Annotated in this window: 19 protein-coding genes; 14 read left to right on the top strand and 5 right to left on the bottom strand. The window is 66.8% G+C overall.

Translation table 11 applies throughout. From position 1 onward, the window contains the following. The first annotated feature begins 57 nt into the window (after positions 1-57). The gene (locus JHC99_RS02880) at positions 58-879 is read left to right on the top strand and encodes a hypothetical protein (RefSeq protein ID WP_292151963.1); all 822 of its coding nucleotides are present in this window, start codon (positions 58-60) and stop codon (positions 877-879) included. Continuing rightward, positions 872-1,396, top strand: coding sequence for a PIN domain-containing protein (locus JHC99_RS02875; RefSeq protein WP_292151962.1), 525 nt, complete (start codon positions 872-874; stop codon positions 1,394-1,396). Before JHC99_RS02880 ends, JHC99_RS02875 begins: the two co-directional genes overlap by 8 nt. An 869-nt stretch (positions 1,397-2,265) precedes the next feature. Here JHC99_RS02875 and JHC99_RS02870 read toward each other — a convergent pair. After that, a complete protein-coding gene (locus JHC99_RS02870; protein WP_292151961.1) occupies positions 2,266-2,889 on the bottom strand; it encodes a DUF6655 family protein in 624 nt (207 codons plus the stop codon). Further along, positions 2,883-3,323 (bottom strand): VOC family protein, encoded by a 441-nt coding sequence (locus tag JHC99_RS02865; protein ID WP_292151960.1) that lies wholly within the window; start codon positions 3,321-3,323, stop codon positions 2,883-2,885. Before JHC99_RS02865 ends, JHC99_RS02870 begins: the two co-directional genes overlap by 7 nt. Before the next feature lie 207 nt (positions 3,324-3,530). On the opposite strand from JHC99_RS02865, the gene JHC99_RS02860 reads away from it, so the two are divergent. After that, positions 3,531-5,519, top strand: a complete 1,989-nt coding sequence (locus JHC99_RS02860; RefSeq protein ID WP_292151959.1) for a hypothetical protein — start codon at positions 3,531-3,533, stop codon at positions 5,517-5,519. 34 nt (positions 5,520-5,553) lie between these two features. Here JHC99_RS02860 and nth read toward each other — a convergent pair whose 3' ends face one another. Next, positions 5,554-6,243, bottom strand: coding sequence for an endonuclease III (gene nth / locus JHC99_RS02855; protein ID WP_292151986.1), 690 nt, complete (start codon positions 6,241-6,243; stop codon positions 5,554-5,556). Between the two features lie 65 nt (positions 6,244-6,308). Next, positions 6,309-7,634, bottom strand: a complete 1,326-nt coding sequence (locus JHC99_RS02850; RefSeq protein ID WP_292151958.1) for an NAD(P)/FAD-dependent oxidoreductase — start codon at positions 7,632-7,634, stop codon at positions 6,309-6,311. Positions 7,635-7,782: 148 nt separating this feature from the next. Here JHC99_RS02850 and JHC99_RS02845 point away from each other — a divergent pair, with 148 nt between their 5' ends. From JHC99_RS02845 to JHC99_RS02825, 5 genes are all read left to right on the top strand, one after another. Then, positions 7,783-8,898: an HlyD family secretion protein gene (locus JHC99_RS02845; protein WP_292151957.1), complete on the top strand. Its 1,116-nt coding sequence runs from the start codon at positions 7,783-7,785 to the stop codon at positions 8,896-8,898. Next, the gene (locus JHC99_RS02840; RefSeq protein WP_292151956.1) at positions 8,895-10,514 is read left to right on the top strand and encodes a DHA2 family efflux MFS transporter permease subunit; all 1,620 of its coding nucleotides are present in this window, start codon (positions 8,895-8,897) and stop codon (positions 10,512-10,514) included. The genes JHC99_RS02845 and JHC99_RS02840 overlap by 4 nt, the downstream gene beginning before the upstream one ends. Position 10,515: 1 nt before the next feature. Further along, on the top strand, positions 10,516-11,109 hold the full coding sequence (locus tag JHC99_RS02835) for a TetR/AcrR family transcriptional regulator (protein WP_292151955.1): 594 nt from the start codon (positions 10,516-10,518) through the stop codon (positions 11,107-11,109). 73 nt (positions 11,110-11,182) lie between these two features. Beyond that, positions 11,183-11,953, top strand: coding sequence for a creatininase family protein (locus JHC99_RS02830; protein ID WP_292151954.1), 771 nt, complete (start codon positions 11,183-11,185; stop codon positions 11,951-11,953). 24 nt (positions 11,954-11,977) lie between these two features. Further along, positions 11,978-12,490 (top strand): phasin family protein, encoded by a 513-nt coding sequence (locus tag JHC99_RS02825; RefSeq protein ID WP_292151953.1) that lies wholly within the window; start codon positions 11,978-11,980, stop codon positions 12,488-12,490. Positions 12,491-12,523: 33 nt separating this feature from the next. On the opposite strand, the gene purH is transcribed toward JHC99_RS02825, so the two are convergent. After that, on the bottom strand, positions 12,524-14,128 hold the full coding sequence (gene purH / locus JHC99_RS02820) for a bifunctional phosphoribosylaminoimidazolecarboxamide formyltransferase/IMP cyclohydrolase (RefSeq protein ID WP_292151952.1): 1,605 nt from the start codon (positions 14,126-14,128) through the stop codon (positions 12,524-12,526). Positions 14,129-14,247: 119 nt separating this feature from the next. On the opposite strand from purH, the gene JHC99_RS02815 reads away from it, so the two are divergent. From JHC99_RS02815 to JHC99_RS02790, 6 genes are all read left to right on the top strand, one after another. Next, positions 14,248-14,802, top strand: coding sequence for a NifU family protein (locus JHC99_RS02815; RefSeq protein ID WP_292151951.1), 555 nt, complete (start codon positions 14,248-14,250; stop codon positions 14,800-14,802). A gap of 74 nt (positions 14,803-14,876) precedes the next feature. Then, a complete protein-coding gene (tsaB, locus tag JHC99_RS02810; RefSeq protein WP_292151950.1) occupies positions 14,877-15,632 on the top strand; it encodes a tRNA (adenosine(37)-N6)-threonylcarbamoyltransferase complex dimerization subunit type 1 TsaB in 756 nt (251 codons plus the stop codon). Beyond that, complete coding sequence (locus JHC99_RS02805; RefSeq protein WP_292151949.1) at positions 15,629-16,117, top strand: GNAT family N-acetyltransferase; 489 nt, start codon at positions 15,629-15,631, stop codon at positions 16,115-16,117. The genes tsaB and JHC99_RS02805 overlap by 4 nt, the downstream gene beginning before the upstream one ends. Positions 16,118-16,122: 5 nt before the next feature. Next, positions 16,123-16,602: a Fur family transcriptional regulator gene (locus tag JHC99_RS02800; protein WP_292151985.1), complete on the top strand. Its 480-nt coding sequence runs from the start codon at positions 16,123-16,125 to the stop codon at positions 16,600-16,602. A 61-nt stretch (positions 16,603-16,663) separates the two neighbouring features. After that, a complete protein-coding gene (gene miaB / locus JHC99_RS02795) occupies positions 16,664-18,073 on the top strand; it encodes a tRNA (N6-isopentenyl adenosine(37)-C2)-methylthiotransferase MiaB (RefSeq protein ID WP_292151948.1) in 1,410 nt (469 codons plus the stop codon). Then, a partial coding sequence (locus JHC99_RS02790) for a PhoH family protein (protein WP_292151947.1) occupies positions 18,073-18,669 on the top strand: 597 nt, incomplete at its 3' end. The genes miaB and JHC99_RS02790, both read left to right, overlap by 1 nt.

Below are 18,669 nucleotides of genomic sequence, written 5' to 3'. Positions count from 1 at the left end.
TAGCTTGCATTGGGGGGCGCTGAGGGTGAATGTCCTCCGGCAGCAGGGGCGACGGCAGTGCCACGCAGGATCAAGATCACGGTCAAGCCATCGTCGGATCACCCCGACTTTCTGACCGTGCACGACGCGATGCTGCAAATCGCCGACGCATTCGAACTGCTGCGTGGCGAGAACGCCACGGGCTACGACTGGAAGCTGGTGGCTGCGTCTACCAACAGCCCATTCACCGCGACGGGTGAGATCGTAACGCTTCCCGGCACGGGTCCCGCTATCTTCGCATCGGCCGATCTGGCTACGTTCGAAGCCTACCAAGGACTGTCCGATGCCCTGGACGGAGACGAGGCGCCTCAACTCGACAGTATCGTTCTAAAGCGGTTTCTCGCCCGCAACCTCAACGGCGTGGGGCTGACGTCGATCGAGCCCGAGGATGATGGGTTTGTATCGCTGAACGTGACGCCGACCAGCGCCCGCTTAGGCCTTGAGGTATTGAAAGCTGCGACCCCCGCCGTGTCGCCGAAGCGCGCTCGGGGGACCTTGGAGGGCTACCTCGTCGATGCGGGCCAGTTTAGGCGCCAGCCGGCGCTCAAGCTGAAGGAGCGCGTCCGGGGCCGCATCATCTGGTGCCGCATCCCAGAAGACCTCCAGAACCAGTTTGCTGCCGAAACGTCACTGCGAGACATATGGCAGAACGCGCGCGTCAGAATTCGGGGTTGGATTGAATACAGCAACGGCGGGAAGGTCTCGGGCATGACGGCCGAGAAGATCGTGCACGTCCGGCCCGGCTCGGTCTCCGACACCGAACTGTTCGATCGCTCTTTCGCCAGCGGGATGGACTCGACTGACTACACGGATCGCTTCCGGGACGGTAACCTTGCCTAGTCCGCCTATCGTCTACTGGGATTCATGCGTGTGGATCGGCCACATTGCGCAGGAGCCGGACAAGTTCCCCGCCACCCGATACGTCGTCCGCCTAGCCGGTGAAGGGCGACGCCAGATCATGACTTCCACCATCGCCTTGGCCGAAGTCGTAAAGATGAAGTGTGGTGACGAATGGGTCGCCATGGCCGCCAGCGATCAAGACCCGTTCGCCAACCTGCTGGCCCAGGACTGGGTGACCACGGTCGTTGCGGACTGGGACGTGGGCGTGAAGGCGCGAGACCTGTTCAGATTACATATGGCCGATGGCCTCAAGAAGCCCCAGGACGCCCTACATCTCGCCGTAGCCGTGCTGGAAAACGTCAGCGAGATGCACACCTTCGACAACAAGGACCTGCTGCGGTTGAACGGAAAGGTTCGACGTGATGACGGCACGCTACTGACGATCTGCACGCCCCCCGTGCCCGACCTCACCCAAGGGGTCGATGCCGACCTGTTCGCTGATCCTGCTGCCGCCTGACTGCGAAGCCGTTGCTCGGATCAACGATGCCAAGACACCCTCCGGCGTGTCGGCTTCGATGATGATCTTGCCGTCGATCAGGCCGACGTAGCGATCATTGGCGATGTCCGCATTACGCAGAACCTTGTATTCGTGCGAGCCCCGCTTCAGGACCATGTTCATGACAGCCTCCTCCTAAGATGGAGGCCATGCGCCTCCTCTCTGGGAGACCGTCGCAAGAACCCTGCTAGGTGAGGACGTGTGCGCCTAACGCCTGAATTTCAAACTGTGTCAGTGCCCATAAAATCTGTAGAGCGGCCAATCCGAGCTGAAGTTATGCTGAGGGCTGTGCGGTCTCGGTTGTTGGGCTACGAGGCGATCTCAGTATCTGACATCGACAGGCCCAGCTGAATGTCCGGAGTCCGGCGGCATGCCAATGTCCGCTCATGGCGCTTCTCGGACATTCAGTCAGGCGATTGATCGTCGGCACCCGTTCGGAACGCCCACGCCTCTGTGTGTGCTGCTAGCCAGAAACTAGCCAGCAACAGAGTTAAAAGGGTGAAACCAGATGGAACGAGCGCGCAAATGACGGCGGTCACGGTTGCGGATGGGGGCTCAGCTTTCCACCGTCGTTATAGCTTCCACGATCAACTGATTCTCGGGGCTGACCGCTTAGGTCATTGAATTTGATGGCATTCGTCGGTCAAGAAATTGAATTTGGGCTTGGCATGATCCAGCCGGTTGTAAGATTGGCCACAGTGTCACTTTCTGGTCGCGGGCGGGAGAGCGCCTCGTTGACATCGAGGGGGTCACAGGTTCAATCCCTGTCGCGTCCACCATTCCTTCCCTACAGTATCATGGCCGTCCGGCCTCGTCTGGCCCATCAGTGGTCAGAACTGACGCCAGCTGTCGCCGGGGTCGCGTTCGCCGGGATCGACGGACTGCTGGCCCCAGGCGATGACCATCAGCACCTTGTGGCTGCGGATGCGGAACTGGCCGATCATCGGGGCGACGGCACCCAGAGGCGCGCCGGTCCTGGCGTCGTAGACGAAGCCCGTGAACTCCGCGACGCCGACCCGGTCGCGGCGGCTGTAGAGCGACAGTTCCGGCAGGGAGACGACGTTGAAGCTCTCGTTGATCGGTACGGCCAGCGGCGGCAGGCCGACGACACGGCGCATCTGTTCCAGCGACAGAGCCCCGGCGCGCATCTCGAACACCACCTCTGCCGTCTCGCGCTTTTCTGCCAGGGCATAGCCGGCTTCCGACAGGGCCTGGCGAACCGCGCTGACCGCATAGGGAGCGTTCTCGGAGCGGAAATAGGCGTCGTCGACGAAGACCGACTTGCCGCGCGGCACCGGCAGGGTCAGCCCCTCGACCGCCCGGTCGGCGGCGCGGGCGATCAGCAGCTGTTCGGTCGCCGTCCGTCCCGGATTGCTCTCGGTCGTGGAGGCGCAGGCGGCGGCGAGGCCGGCCATCCCGGCCACAACGGCACAGACGGCGCCCCGCATCACCATGCGCCCGTGTTCGGCATCGAGATCCAGGGCTCGACCGGTTCCAGTGCCTCACCCTCCTGAAGCAGTTCGATCGAGATGCCGTCGGGCGAGCGGACGAAGGCCATGTGACCGTCCCGGGGCGGGCGGTTGATGGCCACGCCGCCGTCCATCAGTCGCTGACAGGCGGCGTGAATGTCGTCGACCCTATAGGCCAGGTGGCCGAAGTTGCGGCCGCCGGAATAGGTCTCCGGATCCCAGTTGTAAGTCAGCTCGACCTCGGGCGACCGCTCGGCCTGGCTGCGCAGCACATCGGCGTCGGCGGACAGGAAGACCAGGGTGAACCGGCCTTTTTCGTTGTCGATCCGGCGGGTCTCGACCAGACCCAGCAGGTCGCGCCAGAAATGCAGGGCGGCGTCCAGGTCGGCCACCCGGACCATGGTGTGAAGGTATCGCATGTCTGTCGCCCGGTTTCCGCACGGTGTCTTTGCGCCGTCATAGTCCGAAATCTGCGCTTTCTAAAGCGTCCGGCTTGGGCGTATTCATAACGCGGTTCAACGCCTTCGACGCTTCGCGCATCGGGCCGAGATCGCCGGTCAGGGGGATCGGCGGACATCACGACGTCGCGCGGGGGAATGCGCGGCGGGGAAACAGTAAAACGTATCATGGGATCACTGACTCGTGCGAACGCGGCTCGCGCCGCGTCCAAGGGCGCGGCCGCGCCGAAACCGAACACCACCAAGGGCCAGCAGGTCGGCGAGGCCAGCCTGGCGGAAAAGCTCAAGTACGAGTTCGACAAGTCGATGGCCGCCGGGCCGATCGCCCTGGTCGGCTGGCTGTCGCTGGTGACCTTCATCGTCATCCTGTTCGCCGCCACGATGCTGGCCCTGACGCGGCTTGGGCCCGACGGCGGGTTCAACTTCTTTGAGGCGGCATGGCAGTCGCTGATGCGGACGATGGACGCCGGCACCATGGGCGGTGACTCGGGCTGGCCGTTCCGGTTCCTGACTCTGTTCGTGACCCTGATGGGGATCCTGGTCTTCTCGGCCCTGATTTCCATCATCTCGGCGGGTCTGGATTCGGCGCTTGAGGCCCTGCGCAAGGGGCGGTCGCGGGTGCTGGAGGCGGATCACACGGTGATCCTGAACTGGTCGCCGTCGATCTTCGACATCATCTCCGAGCTGGTCGTCGCCAACGAGAGCCGCAAGAAGCCGCGCATCGTCATCATGGCCAACAAGGACAAGGTCGAGATGGAGGACGAGATCGCCGACAAGGTGCCGGAGCTCAAGAACACCCGCATCATCTGCCGTTCGGGCGATCCGACCGACCTGTTTGACCTGTCGCTGATCAACGCACAGACCTGCCGCTCGATCATCGTGGTGTCGCCCGAGGGGGCCGACGATCCCGACAGCCAGGTCATCAAGACCGTCCTGGCCCTGACCAACGATCCCAAGCGCCGCGACGAACGCTATCGGATCGCGGCCGAACTGCGTGACGCCAAGAATGCCGAGGTCGCCCGCATCGTCGGCGGCGACGAGGTGCAACTGGTCCTGGCCGACGACCTGATCTCGCGCATCGTGGTCCAGTCGTCGCGTCAGGCGGGGCTGTCGGCCGTCTATTCCGAACTGCTCGATTTCGACGGCTGCGAGATCTACACGACCGAGCTCGAGGAACTGGTCGGCGTCACCTATGGCGACGCGGTCATGGGCTATGAGGATTCGGCCCTGATCGGCCTACGCTATCCCGACGGGCGGGTGAAGATGAACCCGCCGATGGATCAGGTCATCGTCGCGGGAACCCGCGCCATCATCATCGCCGAGGACGATGAGGCCATCAGATTGACCCCCATGCCCGACGGTGCCGTCGAGCCCACCGCCATCAAGACGCGCAAGGCTGTGCGCCGGACTGCCGAACGGACCCTGATCATCGGCTGGAACCGTCGCGGGCCGATGATTGCCCATGAGCTATCGAAATACGTCAAGCCGGGTTCGGTCCTGACGGTCGCCGGCGACATCCCCGATTTCGAATCCGAGATCCTGTCGATGCCGATGGGATCGAAGAACATGAAGCTCGAGGCCAAGCGGATCGACACCAGCCACGCGGCGTCACTGGAGGGGCTGGACCCCCTGTCCTACGACTCGGTCATGGTGCTGGGCTATTCGGATCACATGGAGGCCCAGTCGGCCGATACGCGGACGCTGATCACCCTTCTGCACCTCAGGAAACTGTCCGAACGGCTCGGCGAGCACATCTCGGTGGTGTCGGAGATGATCGATATCCGGAACCGCGAGCTGGCCGAGGTCACCCGCGCCGACGATTTCGTGGTGTCCAACAAACTGGTCAGCCTGATGCTGGCTCAGGCGTCGGAGAACGAATACCTGTCGTCGATCTTCGACGATCTGCTGGACGAGGACGGATCGGAAATCTACATGCGCCCGGTCGGCGACTATGTGGACCTGGCCCTGCCGCTCAGCTTCTACACGATCGCCGAGGCGGCCCGGCAGCGGGGCGAGACGGCCATCGGCTATCGCAGGAAGCGCGTGGACGGCGACGACGACGGCCGGAACATGGGTGGGGTCGTGGTCAATCCGTCCAAGTCCGAGGTGCTGGAATACCTGCCCGAGGACCGGGTGATCGTCCTGGCCGAGGACTGAGAAACGCCTCCCTTCTCCCCTTGTGGAAGAAGGATCAGGCCTTCGCCTCGCCCGCGGCCATCAGCCCGGCGCGGGAGGGGCACAGGTCGGAAATCAGGCAGCCGCCGCAGTTGGGCTTGCGCGCCGTGCAGGTGTAGCGGCCGTGGAGGATCAGCCAGTGGTGAGCCTTGGGCAGGAAGGTCTCGGGCACGACCTTGAACAGCTGGGCCTCGACGTTGTCGGGCGTCGCGGCATTGGCCAGACCCAGGCGGTGCGAGACGCGAAACACGTGGGTGTCGACCGCAATGGCGGCCTCGATGCCCAGTTCGTTCAGGACGACACTGGCGGTCTTTCGCCCCACGCCGGGCAGGGTCTGCAAGGCCTCGCGGGTCAGGGGAACCTCGCCGCCGTAGTCGTCCATGACGATCCGGCTCAGGGCGATCACGTTGCGCGCCTTGCCGCGGTACAGGCCGATCGACGCGATGAAGGGGATCAGCCCCTCCTCGCCCAGGGCCAGCATCTTCTGCGGCGTGTCGGCGACAGCGAACAGCCGGTCGGTGGCCTTGTTGACCGAGACGTCCGTCGCCTGGGCCGACAGGGCGACGGCGACGACCAGGGTGTAGGGACTATGGAAGGTCAGCTCGGTCCGGGGTTCCGGCATGACGCGGGCCAGCCGCTCGAAGATCTGATCCACCCGATCCTCGTCGGGCGGCCATCCCCAGGTCGGAATGACCGCGCCCGTCATGACGGCGGGGCGTTTCAAAGGCGCAGGCGCGGCTTTCCGGCCGCGCGGTGCGGACTTGGGCGGCTTCATGCCTCGTCGTATCCGCCGGTCTCGCGCGGGTCGATGCCGAGCGAGACCAGGGCATCGACGGCGGCCCGCGTGCCTTCCTCCCAGGCCCCGTGAGCGGTGCCGTAGAAGGCTTCGGCGGTGGCCTCACCGGCGACGAAGATGCGGTCCTCGATCGGTTGCTTGAGCCTGCGACGCGCGTCGGCCTGACCCGGCAGGCAGTGGGAATAGGCCCCACGCGACCAGTTTTCCGCGCCCCACATCGATGTGGCGATCGGGGCGAGACGGCGGCGGAAGCTGGAGCCCAGCAGGTTCGACAGTTCGGTGGCCGCGAAGTCGAAGAAGGCGGCCTCGCCCTCGCCTTCCAGCCCCCAGGCCAGGTCGCCGCCGAAATAGCCCTCGATCATGGGACGGCCGAACGGACGCAGGTGATAGCCGCCCGTCTGGGCCGTGTCGGTGCGGCCCCACAACTGGCTGTCGGCGGGAAAGTCCTCAGGCGTCTCGACCGTCATGTGAAGCTTGGACGCCAACCCGAGGGGAGCGCCGAGCGCCGCCTCGATCAGGGCCGGGACCGGTGGCTCGATGCGGATCGTCTCGCCGCCGATCAGGCTGGTGGGCACGGTCAGGATCACGGCGCGGGCCAGGACGGTGCCGCGCGGCGTCACGATCCGCAGAGGCGCGCCGGAGCGGTCGATGCGGGTGACGGGGCAATCCAGCACGACCGGGGCGTCGCAGCCAAGCGAGGCGACCAGCCGACCGTAGCCCTCGCGGACCCGCCAGTTGACGCCGGTATCGCGGTAGGCGTCGTAGTCGAGGGTCGAGACCTCGGCGAACCTGGCCCCGTTCAGGGCCCCGGAGACGGCGTCCATCCGGGCGTTCCAGCGGGCCTCGTCGCTGTCGGGGGATGCGAACTGATCCGAGGCCGGGCCGTCCTCGCCCCTTGCGGCGGCCTGGGCGATGCGGTCGTCGAAGGCCTCGAACGCCGCCCCGAACGCCGACTGTTCTGCAGGCGTCAGGCCCAGGTTGAAGGTCTGTCGACGCCAGGGCGGCGGGGTCTCGTCGATCGTGAAGCCGGCGTCGCGGCCCATCTCCGCGAGCAGGTTCTCGTCGGCCGAATGGAGCCAGCCGCATCCGAGATCCAGCGCCATGACCTCGCTGCCGCCGCGGTGCCGGATCTGGCGATGGTCGATCGTGTGAGCCCGGCCACCGATCCGGTCACGCGCCTCCAGAACCACGACCGAAAGCCCTGTCCCCGCCAACCGACGCGCAGCCCCCAACCCTGCGGCACCGGCACCGATCACCACGATGTCGGCGTTGAACGGCAAGGGCGCGGAGGAGGCGGTCACAAGGCTGGAATAGCCGGAAACATGACGTGTTCACGAGTCTTCTTCGCGACGCATTGATTTTTAGACGATTGGGTCTATTTTTGCGATCGTCCTCCCCGGGACCGTTTCCTCCCCGAACGCCGCGCGTCCAGTCTGATCGAGTTGCCCCATGGCCGTCTCTCCTGCCCTCAAGAAGCGTTTGCCCCTGATCGCGGCGGGCGTGGTCTTCATCATCCTTGTCATCGGCGGGTTCTTCTGGTGGCAGGGCAAGCAGCGGTGGGAGGCGACCGACAATGCCTTCGTCCAGGCCGACACCACCATCGTCAGCCCCCAGATCAACGGCTATGTCACCGAGGTCCTGGTCAGCGACAACCAGCGGGTCGAGCCCGGCCAGATCCTGGTCCGGCTGGACGATTCCGACGCACGCGCCCAGCTGGCTCAGGCCGAGGCCAACCTGGCCGCCCTGTTGTCCGCCGTGGACAACGTCGATGCCCGTGCGGCCCAGGAGCAGGCCCTGATCGCGTCGCGCGCCGCCGGCGTCACCCAGGCCCAGGCCCAGGCGGGTCTGGCCCGCGCCCAGGTCGATCGTTACGGCAAGCTGGCGGAACAAGGCTGGGTTTCGCAACAACGTATCCAGACTGAGCAGGCCGGTGCCACCTCGGCCGCCGCCACCGTGGCCCAGGCCCAGGCGGCCCTTGTCGCCGAACAGCGCACCGCCGCCGTGCTCGGCTCGACGCGGCAACAGTCGCTCGCCGCCGTGGAACAGGCCCGCGCCCAGGTCGAGGTGGCTCGCACCAATCTGGACCGTACCGTCATCCGGGCCGCCACGGCCGGGGTCGTCGGCGCGCGCGGCGTGCGTCCCGGCCAGTATGTCCGCACCGGCGGGCAGCTATTGTCGATCGTACCCCTGGGTGACGTCTATGTGGTCGCCAACTTCAAGGAGACCCAGTTGGGACGGCTGCGTCTGGGCCAGACCGTCGAGATCGGTGCCGACGCCTTTCCGGGCCAGCATATCACCGGCCGTATCGACAGCTTCGCCCCGGCCACGGGGTCGGAGTTCGCTCTGATCCCGGTCGAGAACGCCACCGGCAATTTCACCAAGATCACCCAGCGGGTGCCCGTCCGCATCGTCGTCGATCGCGCGGCGGGTGGAGCCGCCCTCCGGCCCGGCCTGTCGGTCGAGGTCAAGGTGGATCTGAAGAGCCAGGGCGGTGCTTCGTTCGCCGAGGCCGCCTTGGGCCAGACCCGGCTGGCCGACGCGACCCCGTCCGGCTCAAGGCAATGACTGCCGCCGCCGCCGCAGCCCCCGCCGGCGGGGCGACGGCGACAACGGGCGGCGTGGGGGCACCGCCCGCCCGGCCCGCGATCAACTGGACCTTCCTGCTGCTCGGCTTTGCCGGGATGGTGATCGGCCAGTTCATGGCCATCCTGGACATCCAGATCGTCGCCTCGTCCCTGCCCCAGATCCAGGCCGGCCTGGGTGCCTCCGCCGACCAGATCAGCTGGATCCAGACCGCCTACCTGATCCCCGAGGTCGTGATGATCCCCCTGTCGGGATACCTGTCGCGACTGTGGGGAACCCGGAATGTGTTCCTGATTTCCTGTGCCGGCTTCCTGATCATGAGCGTGGCGACCGGGCTGGCGACCTCGATCGAGGTGATGATCCCGTTCCGCGCCTTGCAGGGTTTCGTGGGCGGAGCCATGATTCCCACGGTGTTCGCCGTCGTCTTCACCGCCTTCCCGCCGGAAAAGCGGATCACGGCCAGCGTGGTCATGGGCCTGATCGTGACTCTGGCCCCGACGGTCGGGCCAACACTGGGAGGACATCTGACCGAGGCCCTGAGCTGGCGCTGGTTGTTCTTCATCAACGTCGTGCCCGGGATGCTGTCGCTGTTCCTGGTCTGGCGCTATGCCCGGTTCGACAAGGGCGATCCCTCCCTGAAGTCCGGGTTCGACTGGTGGGGCCTGGGGCTGATGGCGGCCTTCCTGATGAGCCTGCAATTCGTGCTTGAGGAAGGCTCAAAGAACGACTGGTTCGCCGACGACCTGATCCTGTTGCTCACGGTGGTCGCCGCGGTCAGCGGACCCGCCTTCATCTGGCGTACCCTGGTCTACTACAATCCGATCGTCGAGTTGCGTGCCTTCCTGAACCGCAACTTCACGGTCGGCGTCGTGATGACCTTCATGGTCGGGGTGGCCCTGTTCGGCGGCACCTTCCTGTTGCCGGTCTTCCTGGGGCGGGTGCGGCATTACTCGCCATCGGAGATCGGGACCACGATGCTGGTGACGGGCCTGGCCATGTTCGCGACCGCGCCGTTCGCCGGAAGACTGGTGCGCAAGGTCGATCCACGGATCCTGATGTTCGGCGGTTTCATGCTGTGCGCCTGGGGAATGTGGGATGCCCGCGTCGTCACCGACGAGTGGGGATTCTGGCAGTTCGCCGGGGTGCAGGCGATGCGCGGTGCCGGATCCATGATCGCCATGATCGCGTCCCAGCAGGTGACGATGTCCACTCTGCCGCCATCGATGGTCAAGGGTGCCTCGGGGCTGGTCAACCTGTTCCGCAACGTCGGCGGGGCCTTTGGACTGGCCTTTCTGAACACCTCGCTGACGACCAATACGGCAGCCCACATGGGCGAGCTGACCAGCGGCATCAGCCAGGCCAACAGCGGGATGCAGGAGATGCTGGCCGGCCTGACCGAGCGACTGGGCGGATCGATCGACCCTGAGGGGGCCGCCATGAAGGCCATGTACGGCATCCTCCACCAACAGGCGACGACGCTGGCGTTCGGCGACGCCTTTGCGGTTCTGGGGATCGGGTGCGCCATCGCGGCCTGCGTGACTCTGCTGGCCAGGCCGGTGAAGGTCGATCCCGCCGCCCCGCCGATGGAGGCGCACTGAGATGCCCCGCGTCGCCGGACAGATCGATCAGAGAAAACGCGAGGCCATTCTGGACGCCGCCCTGGCCCTGTTCTCCGAGCGTGGCGTCACCGTCTCGATGGAGGAGATCGCGCGCCGGGCCGGGGTGTCGAAACAGACCCTCTACAACCGCTTCGCCTCCAAGGTGGAGCTGGCGCGGGCCCTCGCCGGCCGGCGCGCGGACGACATCACGGCGCCGCTGCGGACCGATGGTGCACCCGTCGCCATCCTGACCGCCCTGGCGCTCACCCTGCTGGAAAAGCTGTTGAGGACGGACCGGGGGGAGGGGCTACGCGGCGTCGCCCTGATGTCTCCTGCCGCGCCCGAGATTGCGCTGGCCATCTATGACGGTGGGCCTCGCGAATCGTTGCACCGCCTGTCGGAATGGCTGGTCCTTCAGGACCGAAAGGGGGTGCTGACGATCCCCGATCCTGATTCGGCGGCAGAGATGTTCACCGGCATGGTGCTGGGGCACAGCCATCTGCGCGCGATGCTGGGCGTGCCCCACCCGCCGATCGCGCTTGAGGCGCGCGCAGCCGAAGCCGCCCGGCGCTTTGTCACAGCTTTCGCACCCTGATACCGGCTTCACCGTTCCGGCGGACCGCAGGCCGGGCTAACCTGTAACGCCTCGGCCTGATTTCGGAGTTCCCATGCTGATCCATCTGTCGTCCTGGCCCGAGATCGCCGCGCGGCTGAACGCGGGTGCCCCCCTGTCGAAGACTGTGATCGTGCCGATCGGGTCCAACGAACAGCACGGGCCGACCGGCCTGCTCGGCACTGACTGGCTGTGTCCCGAGATCATCGCCCATGCCGCGGAGGCGGGCAACGACAGCCTGACTGTCGCGCCGACCTTCAACATCGGCATGGCCCAGCACCACCTGGCCTTCGCCGGCACCATCTCGTACCGGCCCTCGACCTTCATGGCGGCGATCTCGGACTGGGTGGCGTCGCTGAGCCGGCACGGGTTCGAGCGGATCTATTTCCTGAATGGTCATGGTGGAAACGTCGCCACCATCGAGGCGACCTTCAGCGAGATCTATGCGGCCCATTCGTTCCGGGGCGACGATGCGCCCTTCATCCTGAAGCTGCGCAACTGGTGGGACCTGCCCGGCGTCAACGGCCTGTGCAACTCGATCTTCCCGACCGGTCACGGCATGCACGCCACCCCGTCCGAGATCGCCGTGACCCAGGCCGCCTATCCCGACCGGATCAAGACCGCCGCCTATTCACCCCAGATCGCACCGAACGGGCCGATCCGCTCCGCGCTCGACTATCGCGCCCGGTTCCCCGACGGCCGCATCGGCTCGGACCCCGGCCAGGCCTCGCCCGAGAAGGGCCAGAGGATCATCGACGCGGCTGTCCCTGCCCTGATCCGTGACGTCACCGGCTTCGCCGCCGAGACATCGCCGCTTGCGCCCTGAGTGAACGGGGTTCAGGAACGACGCATGACCGCAACCAGCCAGCTCGACCGTTTCCTGCGCGACACCCGCGCCGTGGGCAAGAATGCCTCCTCCGCGACCGCCACGGCGGTGGCCGGCGGCGAGATGATGAAGGCGGCCGGGGACGTCATCGCCGCCCGCCTGGAGATCCTGGCCGCCGGCGTCGCCGATCCCCGCAAGACCGACCTCAAGGAAATCGCGCTGATGAGCTCGGAGAAGTCCGAGGCCATGGCCGAGTCGGCGGCGTCGTTGACCCGCAACCTGGGTGCCCTGTCCGAGCGTCTGTCGCACACGGCGGCCGACGAAATGGCCCGCGCGGGCAAGGCCGCCTCGGCCATGGCCACATCGGCCAGCCCCCAGGCCTTCGCCGCCGTCCAGTATGACTATGCGCTGGGCTGGTGGAGCCGTGCGGCGGCACAGATGCTGACCCTCAACGCCGAGATGCTGAAGGCCCAGTCCGAGGCCCTGAAGCCCATCCACCGCACCGCCGTCGCCAATGCGGCGCGCCTGAAGCGGTAAACACGGCTACTCCCTGCCGGGAGCGAGCTTGTCTCAGTGCCGGAAAACCCGCACGCCGGTGAAGGCCATAGCAATCCCCTGCGCGTCTGCTGCGGCGATGACCTCGGCGTCGCGCATGGAACCACCTGGCTGGATCACCGAGGTCGCGCCGGCCGCCACGGCTTCCAGCAGACCGTCGGCGAAGGGGAAGAAGGCCTCGGACGCACAGGCTGACCCTTGCGCCAGCGAATGGGCCAGACCCTTGGCCTCGCCGGCCTCGCGAGCGCGGATGGCGGCGATGCGGGCCGAGTCGCGGCGGTTCATCTGGCCCGCCCCGATACCCGCCGTCTGGCCGTCCTTCGCATAGACGATGGCGTTGGATTTGACGTGTTTGGCGATCGTGAAGGCGAACAGCATGTCCTCGATCTCCTGAGGCGTCGGCTGGCGTCGGGTGACGATCTTCAGGTCCGCAGCGGTGATGTGGCTGCGGTCGCGCGACTGGACCAGGAAGCCACCGGCGACGCTGCGGAAAACTTCGCCGAGCCCGTGCGGGTCGGGCAGGCCGTCGGTGATCAGCAGGCGCAGATTCTTCTTGGCGGCGAAGACGGCCCTGGCCTCGTCGTCGGCGCCGGGGGCGATGACGACCTCGGTGAAGATGTCGGTGATGGCCCGGGCGTCCGCCGCGTTCAGCGGGCGATTGACGGCGATGACCCCGCCGAAGGCCGAGACCGCATCGCACTCCAGGGCGCGGGCGTAGGCTTGCGACAAGTCCGCGCCGACCGCGACGCCACAGGGGTTGGCATGTTTGACGATGACACAGGCCGGGGCCTCGAACTCGGCGACCAGCTCGTAGGCGGCGTCGGCGTCGGCGATGTTGTTGTAACCCAGTTCCTTGCCCTGGATCTGGGTCGCGTATGCGACGCCCGGACGGGTTTCGCCGGTACGATAGAAGGCACCGGTCTGATGCGGGTTCTCGCCGTAACGCAGGGTCTGGGCGAGGCTGCCGGCGATGGATTTGCGGGCCGGTGCTGCGTCTTCCAGCTGACCGGCGAACCAGCCCGAGACGGCGGCGTCATAGGCGGCGGTGCGGGCGAAGGCGCGGGCCGCCAGTTGTTTCCGCAGAGCCAGGGAGGTCGAGCCGTCGGCCTTCAGCGCGGCGACGATCTCGCCGATCGAGGCGGCGTCCACGGCCACGGCGACATAGCCATGGTTCTTGGAGCCCGAGCGGATCATGGCCGGGCCGCCGATGTCGATATTCTCGATCACGGCGTCGAAACCGGCACCCGAGGCTACGGTCGATTCAAACGGGTAGAGGTCGATCCAGACGATATCGATCGGGCCGATGCCGTGTTCGTCCATCGCCGCCTTGTGCTCGGCCGCGTCGCGCACGCCCAGCAGGCCGCCGTGGACCACGGGATGCAGGGTCTTGACCCGGCCGTCCATCATCTCCGGGAAGCCGGTCAGGTCGGCGACGTCCTTCACCGGCAGGCCGAACCCCGCGATGGCCGCGCGGGTGCCGCCGGTCGAAACCAGCTCGACCCCGGCCTCGTGCATCGCGCGCGCCGCATCCTCAAGCCCCGCCTTGTCCGACAGCGAGATCAGGGCGCGGACGGGTTTGACGACGTCGGGAGCGGGCGGAAAGTCGGGGGCTGCGGGCATAGCGAGTCCTGGGGGCGAATCCGGCGGGGAGGGGACGGGCGCGCCTCTAGCACCGATCGAGGTCTCGGGTCACCCCGCCCGCCCTTGCGATCCGCCGCGCGCAGGCGCATTTCCCGACCATGTTCATCCAGACCGAACCCACGCCCAATCCGAACGTGCTCAAGTTCCTGCCTGGGCGCGATGTCGCCCCGCATGGCGCGCGCGAGTTCCTGAACGTCGATCAGGCGACGGCCTCTCCTTTGGCCGAGGCCCTGTTCCAGCAGGAGGACGTCGCAGGCGTCTTCTTCGGCACCGACTATATCGCCGTGACCAAGGCCGGACACGGGCTGGACTGGTCGGAGATGAAGGCACCGATCCTGGCCGCCATCATGGACCATTATACGTCCGGCGCGCCCATGCTGCGCGATGCGCCCGAGGTTTCAGCTGACAGCGAGGATTCCGAGGTGGTCGCCGAGATCAAGGCCCTGCTCGACAGCCGGGTCCGTCCGGCGGTGGCCCAGGACGGTGGCGACATCCTGTTCGACGCCTTCGACGAAGAGACCGGCGTCCTGACGCTCAAGATGCGCGGTGCCTGTTCCGGCTGCCCGTCCTCGGCCATGACGCTGAAGTCCGGCGTCGAACAGATGATGCGCCACTATGTGCCCGAGGTGACGCGGGTGGAGCAGGTGGCATAAGCCAGGGCGCTATCGCTCACGACGCGGTCGCTCGCTGCTTGAGCGCGAGATACTCTCAGGGAAACATCCTGCCGATGAAGCTGCTGGTCATCGACACCGCCCTGGGGGCCTGCACCGTCGGGGTGTTCGAGGACGATCGCCCGCTGGCGGTGCGCTCGGAGCCGATGATCAAGGGCCATTCCGAGCGCATCGGCGGCTTCGTGCGCGACGTGGTGGCCGATGCCGGCGAGGCGCTGGGGGGGTTCGAGGCTCTGGACCGGATCGGTGTGACGGTCGGGCCCGGCTCGTTCACCGGTCTGCGCGTCGGACTGGCTTTTGCGCAGGGACTGGGGGCGGCGCTGGATATTCCGGTGGTCGGGATCTCGACGCTGGCAGCGCTGGCGCAGTCGAAACACCCTGAGCCGACAGGCTTCATGGGCGTCGCCGCCACGATCGACGCGCGGCGCGGGCAGGTCTACCTGCAAACCTTTCACGACGGCATGGCGGACGAGCCTGCGCAGGCCTTGAGCGTGGACGCCGCGTGCGCCCTTTTGGTGATGCCTCAGGACAACTTTGCGTGGTCTCTGGTCGGGAGCGGCGCGCCTCTGATCGTTGACGCACTCCCGCGCCATTGGCCGACGCCGGCCGAGCAAGCGGCGACGCTTGAGCGAATGCCATCGCAAGAGGCAACCGGTTTGATCGTCAATCCCGCGGCCGAGGCCCTCGCCGCCCTGACCTTCGTCGCCGATCCGGCAGATCATCCGCCCAGCCCGCTCTATCTGCGCGCGCCGGACGCCACGCCGCCGACCCGCCTGCCCGGTCAGGCGCGGCCGCCGCGACCGCAGCCGTGACCGCGTCGACCGCCGATCACGGGCCTCTGGGTCTCGCGAGCCCGGCCGACGCGGAAAACCTGGCCGCCGTTCATGCCGGGGCGTTCGACCATCCCTGGGATGCGGCGGCGCTCGCGGACCTGATCAGTCAGGCGGGCGTCTTCGGCATCGCGGCACCGGATGGCTTCATCCTGTGTCGGGTCGTGCTGGACGAGGCCGAAATCCTGACCCTGGCCGTCCGCCCTGACGCAAGGCGACGCGGCCTGGCCCGGCGGCTGGTCGAGGCGGGCGGTGCCATGGCCCGCAGCGCGGGTGCCGAACGCCTGTTTCTGGAGGTGGCCGAGGACAATGTCGCGGCGCGGGGCCTGTACGCCGACGCAGGCTTTGTCGAGACCGGCCGACGGCGGGCCTACTATGAAACCCCTCAGGGACGAACCGACGCACTTATTCTCGTTCTCAACTTGTGTGGCGACGCTTCCCACGACGCCCCCGCAGCCCTATCGTGAGTACTATGGACCGTATCGAGAAACTCTGCGCCGACCGCGGCATGCGCATGACCGAACAGCGGCGCGTGATCGCGCGCGTCCTGTCGAACGCCGAGGATCATCCGGACGTCGAGGAACTGTATCGGCGCGCCTCGTCGATCGACCCGCACATCTCCATCGCCACCGTCTATCGTACCGTCCGCCTGTTCGAGGAGGCCGGGGTCGTCGAGAAGCACGATTTCGGCGACGGCCGGTCGCGATATGAAGAGGCCGGCGAGGACCACCACGACCATCTGATCGACACCCGCACGGGCGAGGTCATCGAGTTCTTCGATGCCGAGATCGAGCGCCTCAAGGACGAGATCGCCCGTCGGCTGGGCTTCGAACTGATCGGCCACAAGCTGGAGCTCTACGGCAAGGCCATCGAGGGCGCCGAGCCCGAGGCCCGCGAGGGTCTGGTGTTCAAGCGCCACGCGGCCCGCGTCGATCCGGGCTCCCTGTCCTGATCGGACGGGGTCACCGCGCCCGAACGTGGCGTCGGGGGCTCAAACCGATTAAGAACCGGCCATGACCGACACTCTCGTTCCGGCAACGGAGCGCGCGGCCGAACTCGCCGTCGCTTCGCCCGAGCCCAAACGCCTGTTCATCAAGACCTACGGCTGTCAGATGAACGTCTATGATTCCGAGCGCATGGCCGACGTCCTGCGCCCGCTCGGCTATGCGACGACCGATGCGCCCGAGGGGGCCGATTTCGTCATCCTGAACACCTGCCACATCCGCGAGAAGGCGGCCGAAAAGGTCTATTCCGAGCTCGGCAAGCTGAAGTTGATGAAGCAGGACAAGGCGGCATCGGGCGGGGGGGCCATGACCATCGCCGTCGCCGGCTGTGTCGCCCAGGCGGAAGGCGAGGAGATCATGCGCCGCCAGCCGGCCGTCGATCTGGTCGTCGGCCCACAGGCCTATCACCAGTTGCCGGAACTGCTGACCCGGACGGCCCGCGCGCGCGGCGAACGGATCGGCGCCGACTTCGCCCCCAACGCCAAGTTCGACGCCATGCCCGAAGTGCGCGGCGTCAACGGACCGACTGCCTTCCTGACCGTGCAGGAGGGTTGCGACAAGTTCTGCACCTTCTGCGTGGTGCCCTATACCCGGGGCGCGGAATGGTCGCGGCCGGCCGCCGATATCCTTGCCGAGGCCCGCGGTCTGGCGGCGCAGGGCGTGCGCGAGCTGACCCTGCTGGGCCAGAACGTCAACGCCTATGACGGGCCAGGGCCGGACGGTGAGGTCTGGTCGCTGGCGCAGTTGACGACGGCCCTGGCGACCGTCCCCGGCATCGACCGCATCCGCTATACGACCAGCCATCCCAACGATATGGCCGACGACCTGATCGCCGCCCATGCGCATAACCCGGCCCTGATGCCCTATCTGCACCTGCCCGTGCAGTCGGGTTCGGATCGCATCCTGAGGCTGATGAACCGGAAGCACGGCCGCGCGAAATACATCGAGCTGATCGTGCGTATCCGCGAGGCCCGGCCGGACATGGCCATCTCGGGCGACTTCATCGTCGGCTTCCCTGGCGAGACTGACCGGGATTTCGAGGACACGATGGATCTGGTCCGCCAGGTCCAGTATGCCTCGGCCTTCTCCTTCATGTATTCGCCGCGGCCGGGCACACCTGCCTCGACCATGGCCGCGCCGGTCCCGGCCGAGGTGGCGCTCAAGCGGTTGCACGCGCTCCAGGCCCTGTTGCTGGAACAGCAGGCGGCGTTCAACGCAACCCAGGCCGGGCGGACGCTGGACGTCCTGTTCGAGAAGAAGGGCCGCCACGGCCGTCAGGCGATCGGCCGCTCGCCCTATCTGCAATCGGTTCACGTCGAGGACGCGGATCATCTGATCGGCCAGATCGTTCCGGTCCAGATCGCCAGTGGCGAGCAGAACAGTTTGACGGGGCGGTTGCTCCAGCAGAAGGCGGCGTAGTGGCCAGAGAGTCAGAATTTCTTGCATTGGAAGACGACGCCCTGCGGGCTGTCATCGGGCCGAACAGCCGCCACGTCGCCCTGATCGAGGACGCGTTCAAGGTGCTGATCGAGGCCCCGGGCGGCGGCATCTCCATCAACGGCGGCGCCCGCGACCGGGCCAATGCCAAACAGGTGATCGAGGCCTTGGCCGACCGCGCGGAAAAGCGCGCCGAGGTGAATGAGGCCGACGTCCGCGCCGCCATCGGCACGGCCCGCACAGGCGTCACCGGCGGTGGCCGACGGGTGGACCCCATGGCGCTGCCGATCGGCAAGCGCGGCGCCATCGTGCCCAAGACCGACGCGCAGGCGCGGTATCTGGACGTCCTGGCCAACCACGAACTGAGCTTCGGCGTCGGGCCGGCGGGGACGGGCAAGACCTTTCTGGCCGCCGCATACGGCGCGTCCCTGCTGCGGCGCGGACAGGTGGACCGGTTGGTCATCACCCGACCGGCGGTCGAGGCGGGCGAGAAGCTGGGCTTCCTGCCCGGCGACCTGAACGAGAAGGTCGATCCCTATCTGGCCCCGATCTGGGAGGCGCTGAACGACATCCTGGGG

Origin of the sequence: Brevundimonas sp., assembly GCF_016463485.1 — a bacterium.
Classification (GTDB): Bacteria; Pseudomonadota; Alphaproteobacteria; order Caulobacterales; family Caulobacteraceae; genus Brevundimonas.
Note: the sequence above shows the minus strand (reverse complement) of the source record. Positions and strands in the feature narration are given on the sequence as shown.

Coding starts and splice junctions, on each gene's coding strand:
- JHC99_RS02870 (WP_292151961.1), bottom strand. CDS start 2,889: ATGGTGATGCGGGGCGCCGTCTGTGCCGTTGTGGCCGGGATGGCCGGC.
- JHC99_RS02865 (WP_292151960.1), bottom strand. CDS start 3,323: ATGCGATACCTTCACACCATGGTCCGGGTGGCCGACCTGGACGCCGCC.
- JHC99_RS02860 (WP_292151959.1), top strand. CDS start 3,531: ATGGGATCACTGACTCGTGCGAACGCGGCTCGCGCCGCGTCCAAGGGC.
- nth (WP_292151986.1), bottom strand. CDS start 6,243: ATGACGGGCGCGGTCATTCCGACCTGGGGATGGCCGCCCGACGAGGAT.
- JHC99_RS02845 (WP_292151957.1), top strand. CDS start 7,783: ATGGCCGTCTCTCCTGCCCTCAAGAAGCGTTTGCCCCTGATCGCGGCG.
- JHC99_RS02840 (WP_292151956.1), top strand. CDS start 8,895: ATGACTGCCGCCGCCGCCGCAGCCCCCGCCGGCGGGGCGACGGCGACA.
- JHC99_RS02835 (WP_292151955.1), top strand. CDS start 10,516: ATGCCCCGCGTCGCCGGACAGATCGATCAGAGAAAACGCGAGGCCATT.
- JHC99_RS02830 (WP_292151954.1), top strand. CDS start 11,183: ATGCTGATCCATCTGTCGTCCTGGCCCGAGATCGCCGCGCGGCTGAAC.
- JHC99_RS02825 (WP_292151953.1), top strand. CDS start 11,978: ATGACCGCAACCAGCCAGCTCGACCGTTTCCTGCGCGACACCCGCGCC.
- purH (WP_292151952.1), bottom strand. CDS start 14,128: ATGCCCGCAGCCCCCGACTTTCCGCCCGCTCCCGACGTCGTCAAACCC.
- JHC99_RS02815 (WP_292151951.1), top strand. CDS start 14,248: ATGTTCATCCAGACCGAACCCACGCCCAATCCGAACGTGCTCAAGTTC.
- tsaB (WP_292151950.1), top strand. CDS start 14,877: ATGAAGCTGCTGGTCATCGACACCGCCCTGGGGGCCTGCACCGTCGGG.
- JHC99_RS02800 (WP_292151985.1), top strand. CDS start 16,123: ATGGACCGTATCGAGAAACTCTGCGCCGACCGCGGCATGCGCATGACC.
- miaB (WP_292151948.1), top strand. CDS start 16,664: ATGACCGACACTCTCGTTCCGGCAACGGAGCGCGCGGCCGAACTCGCC.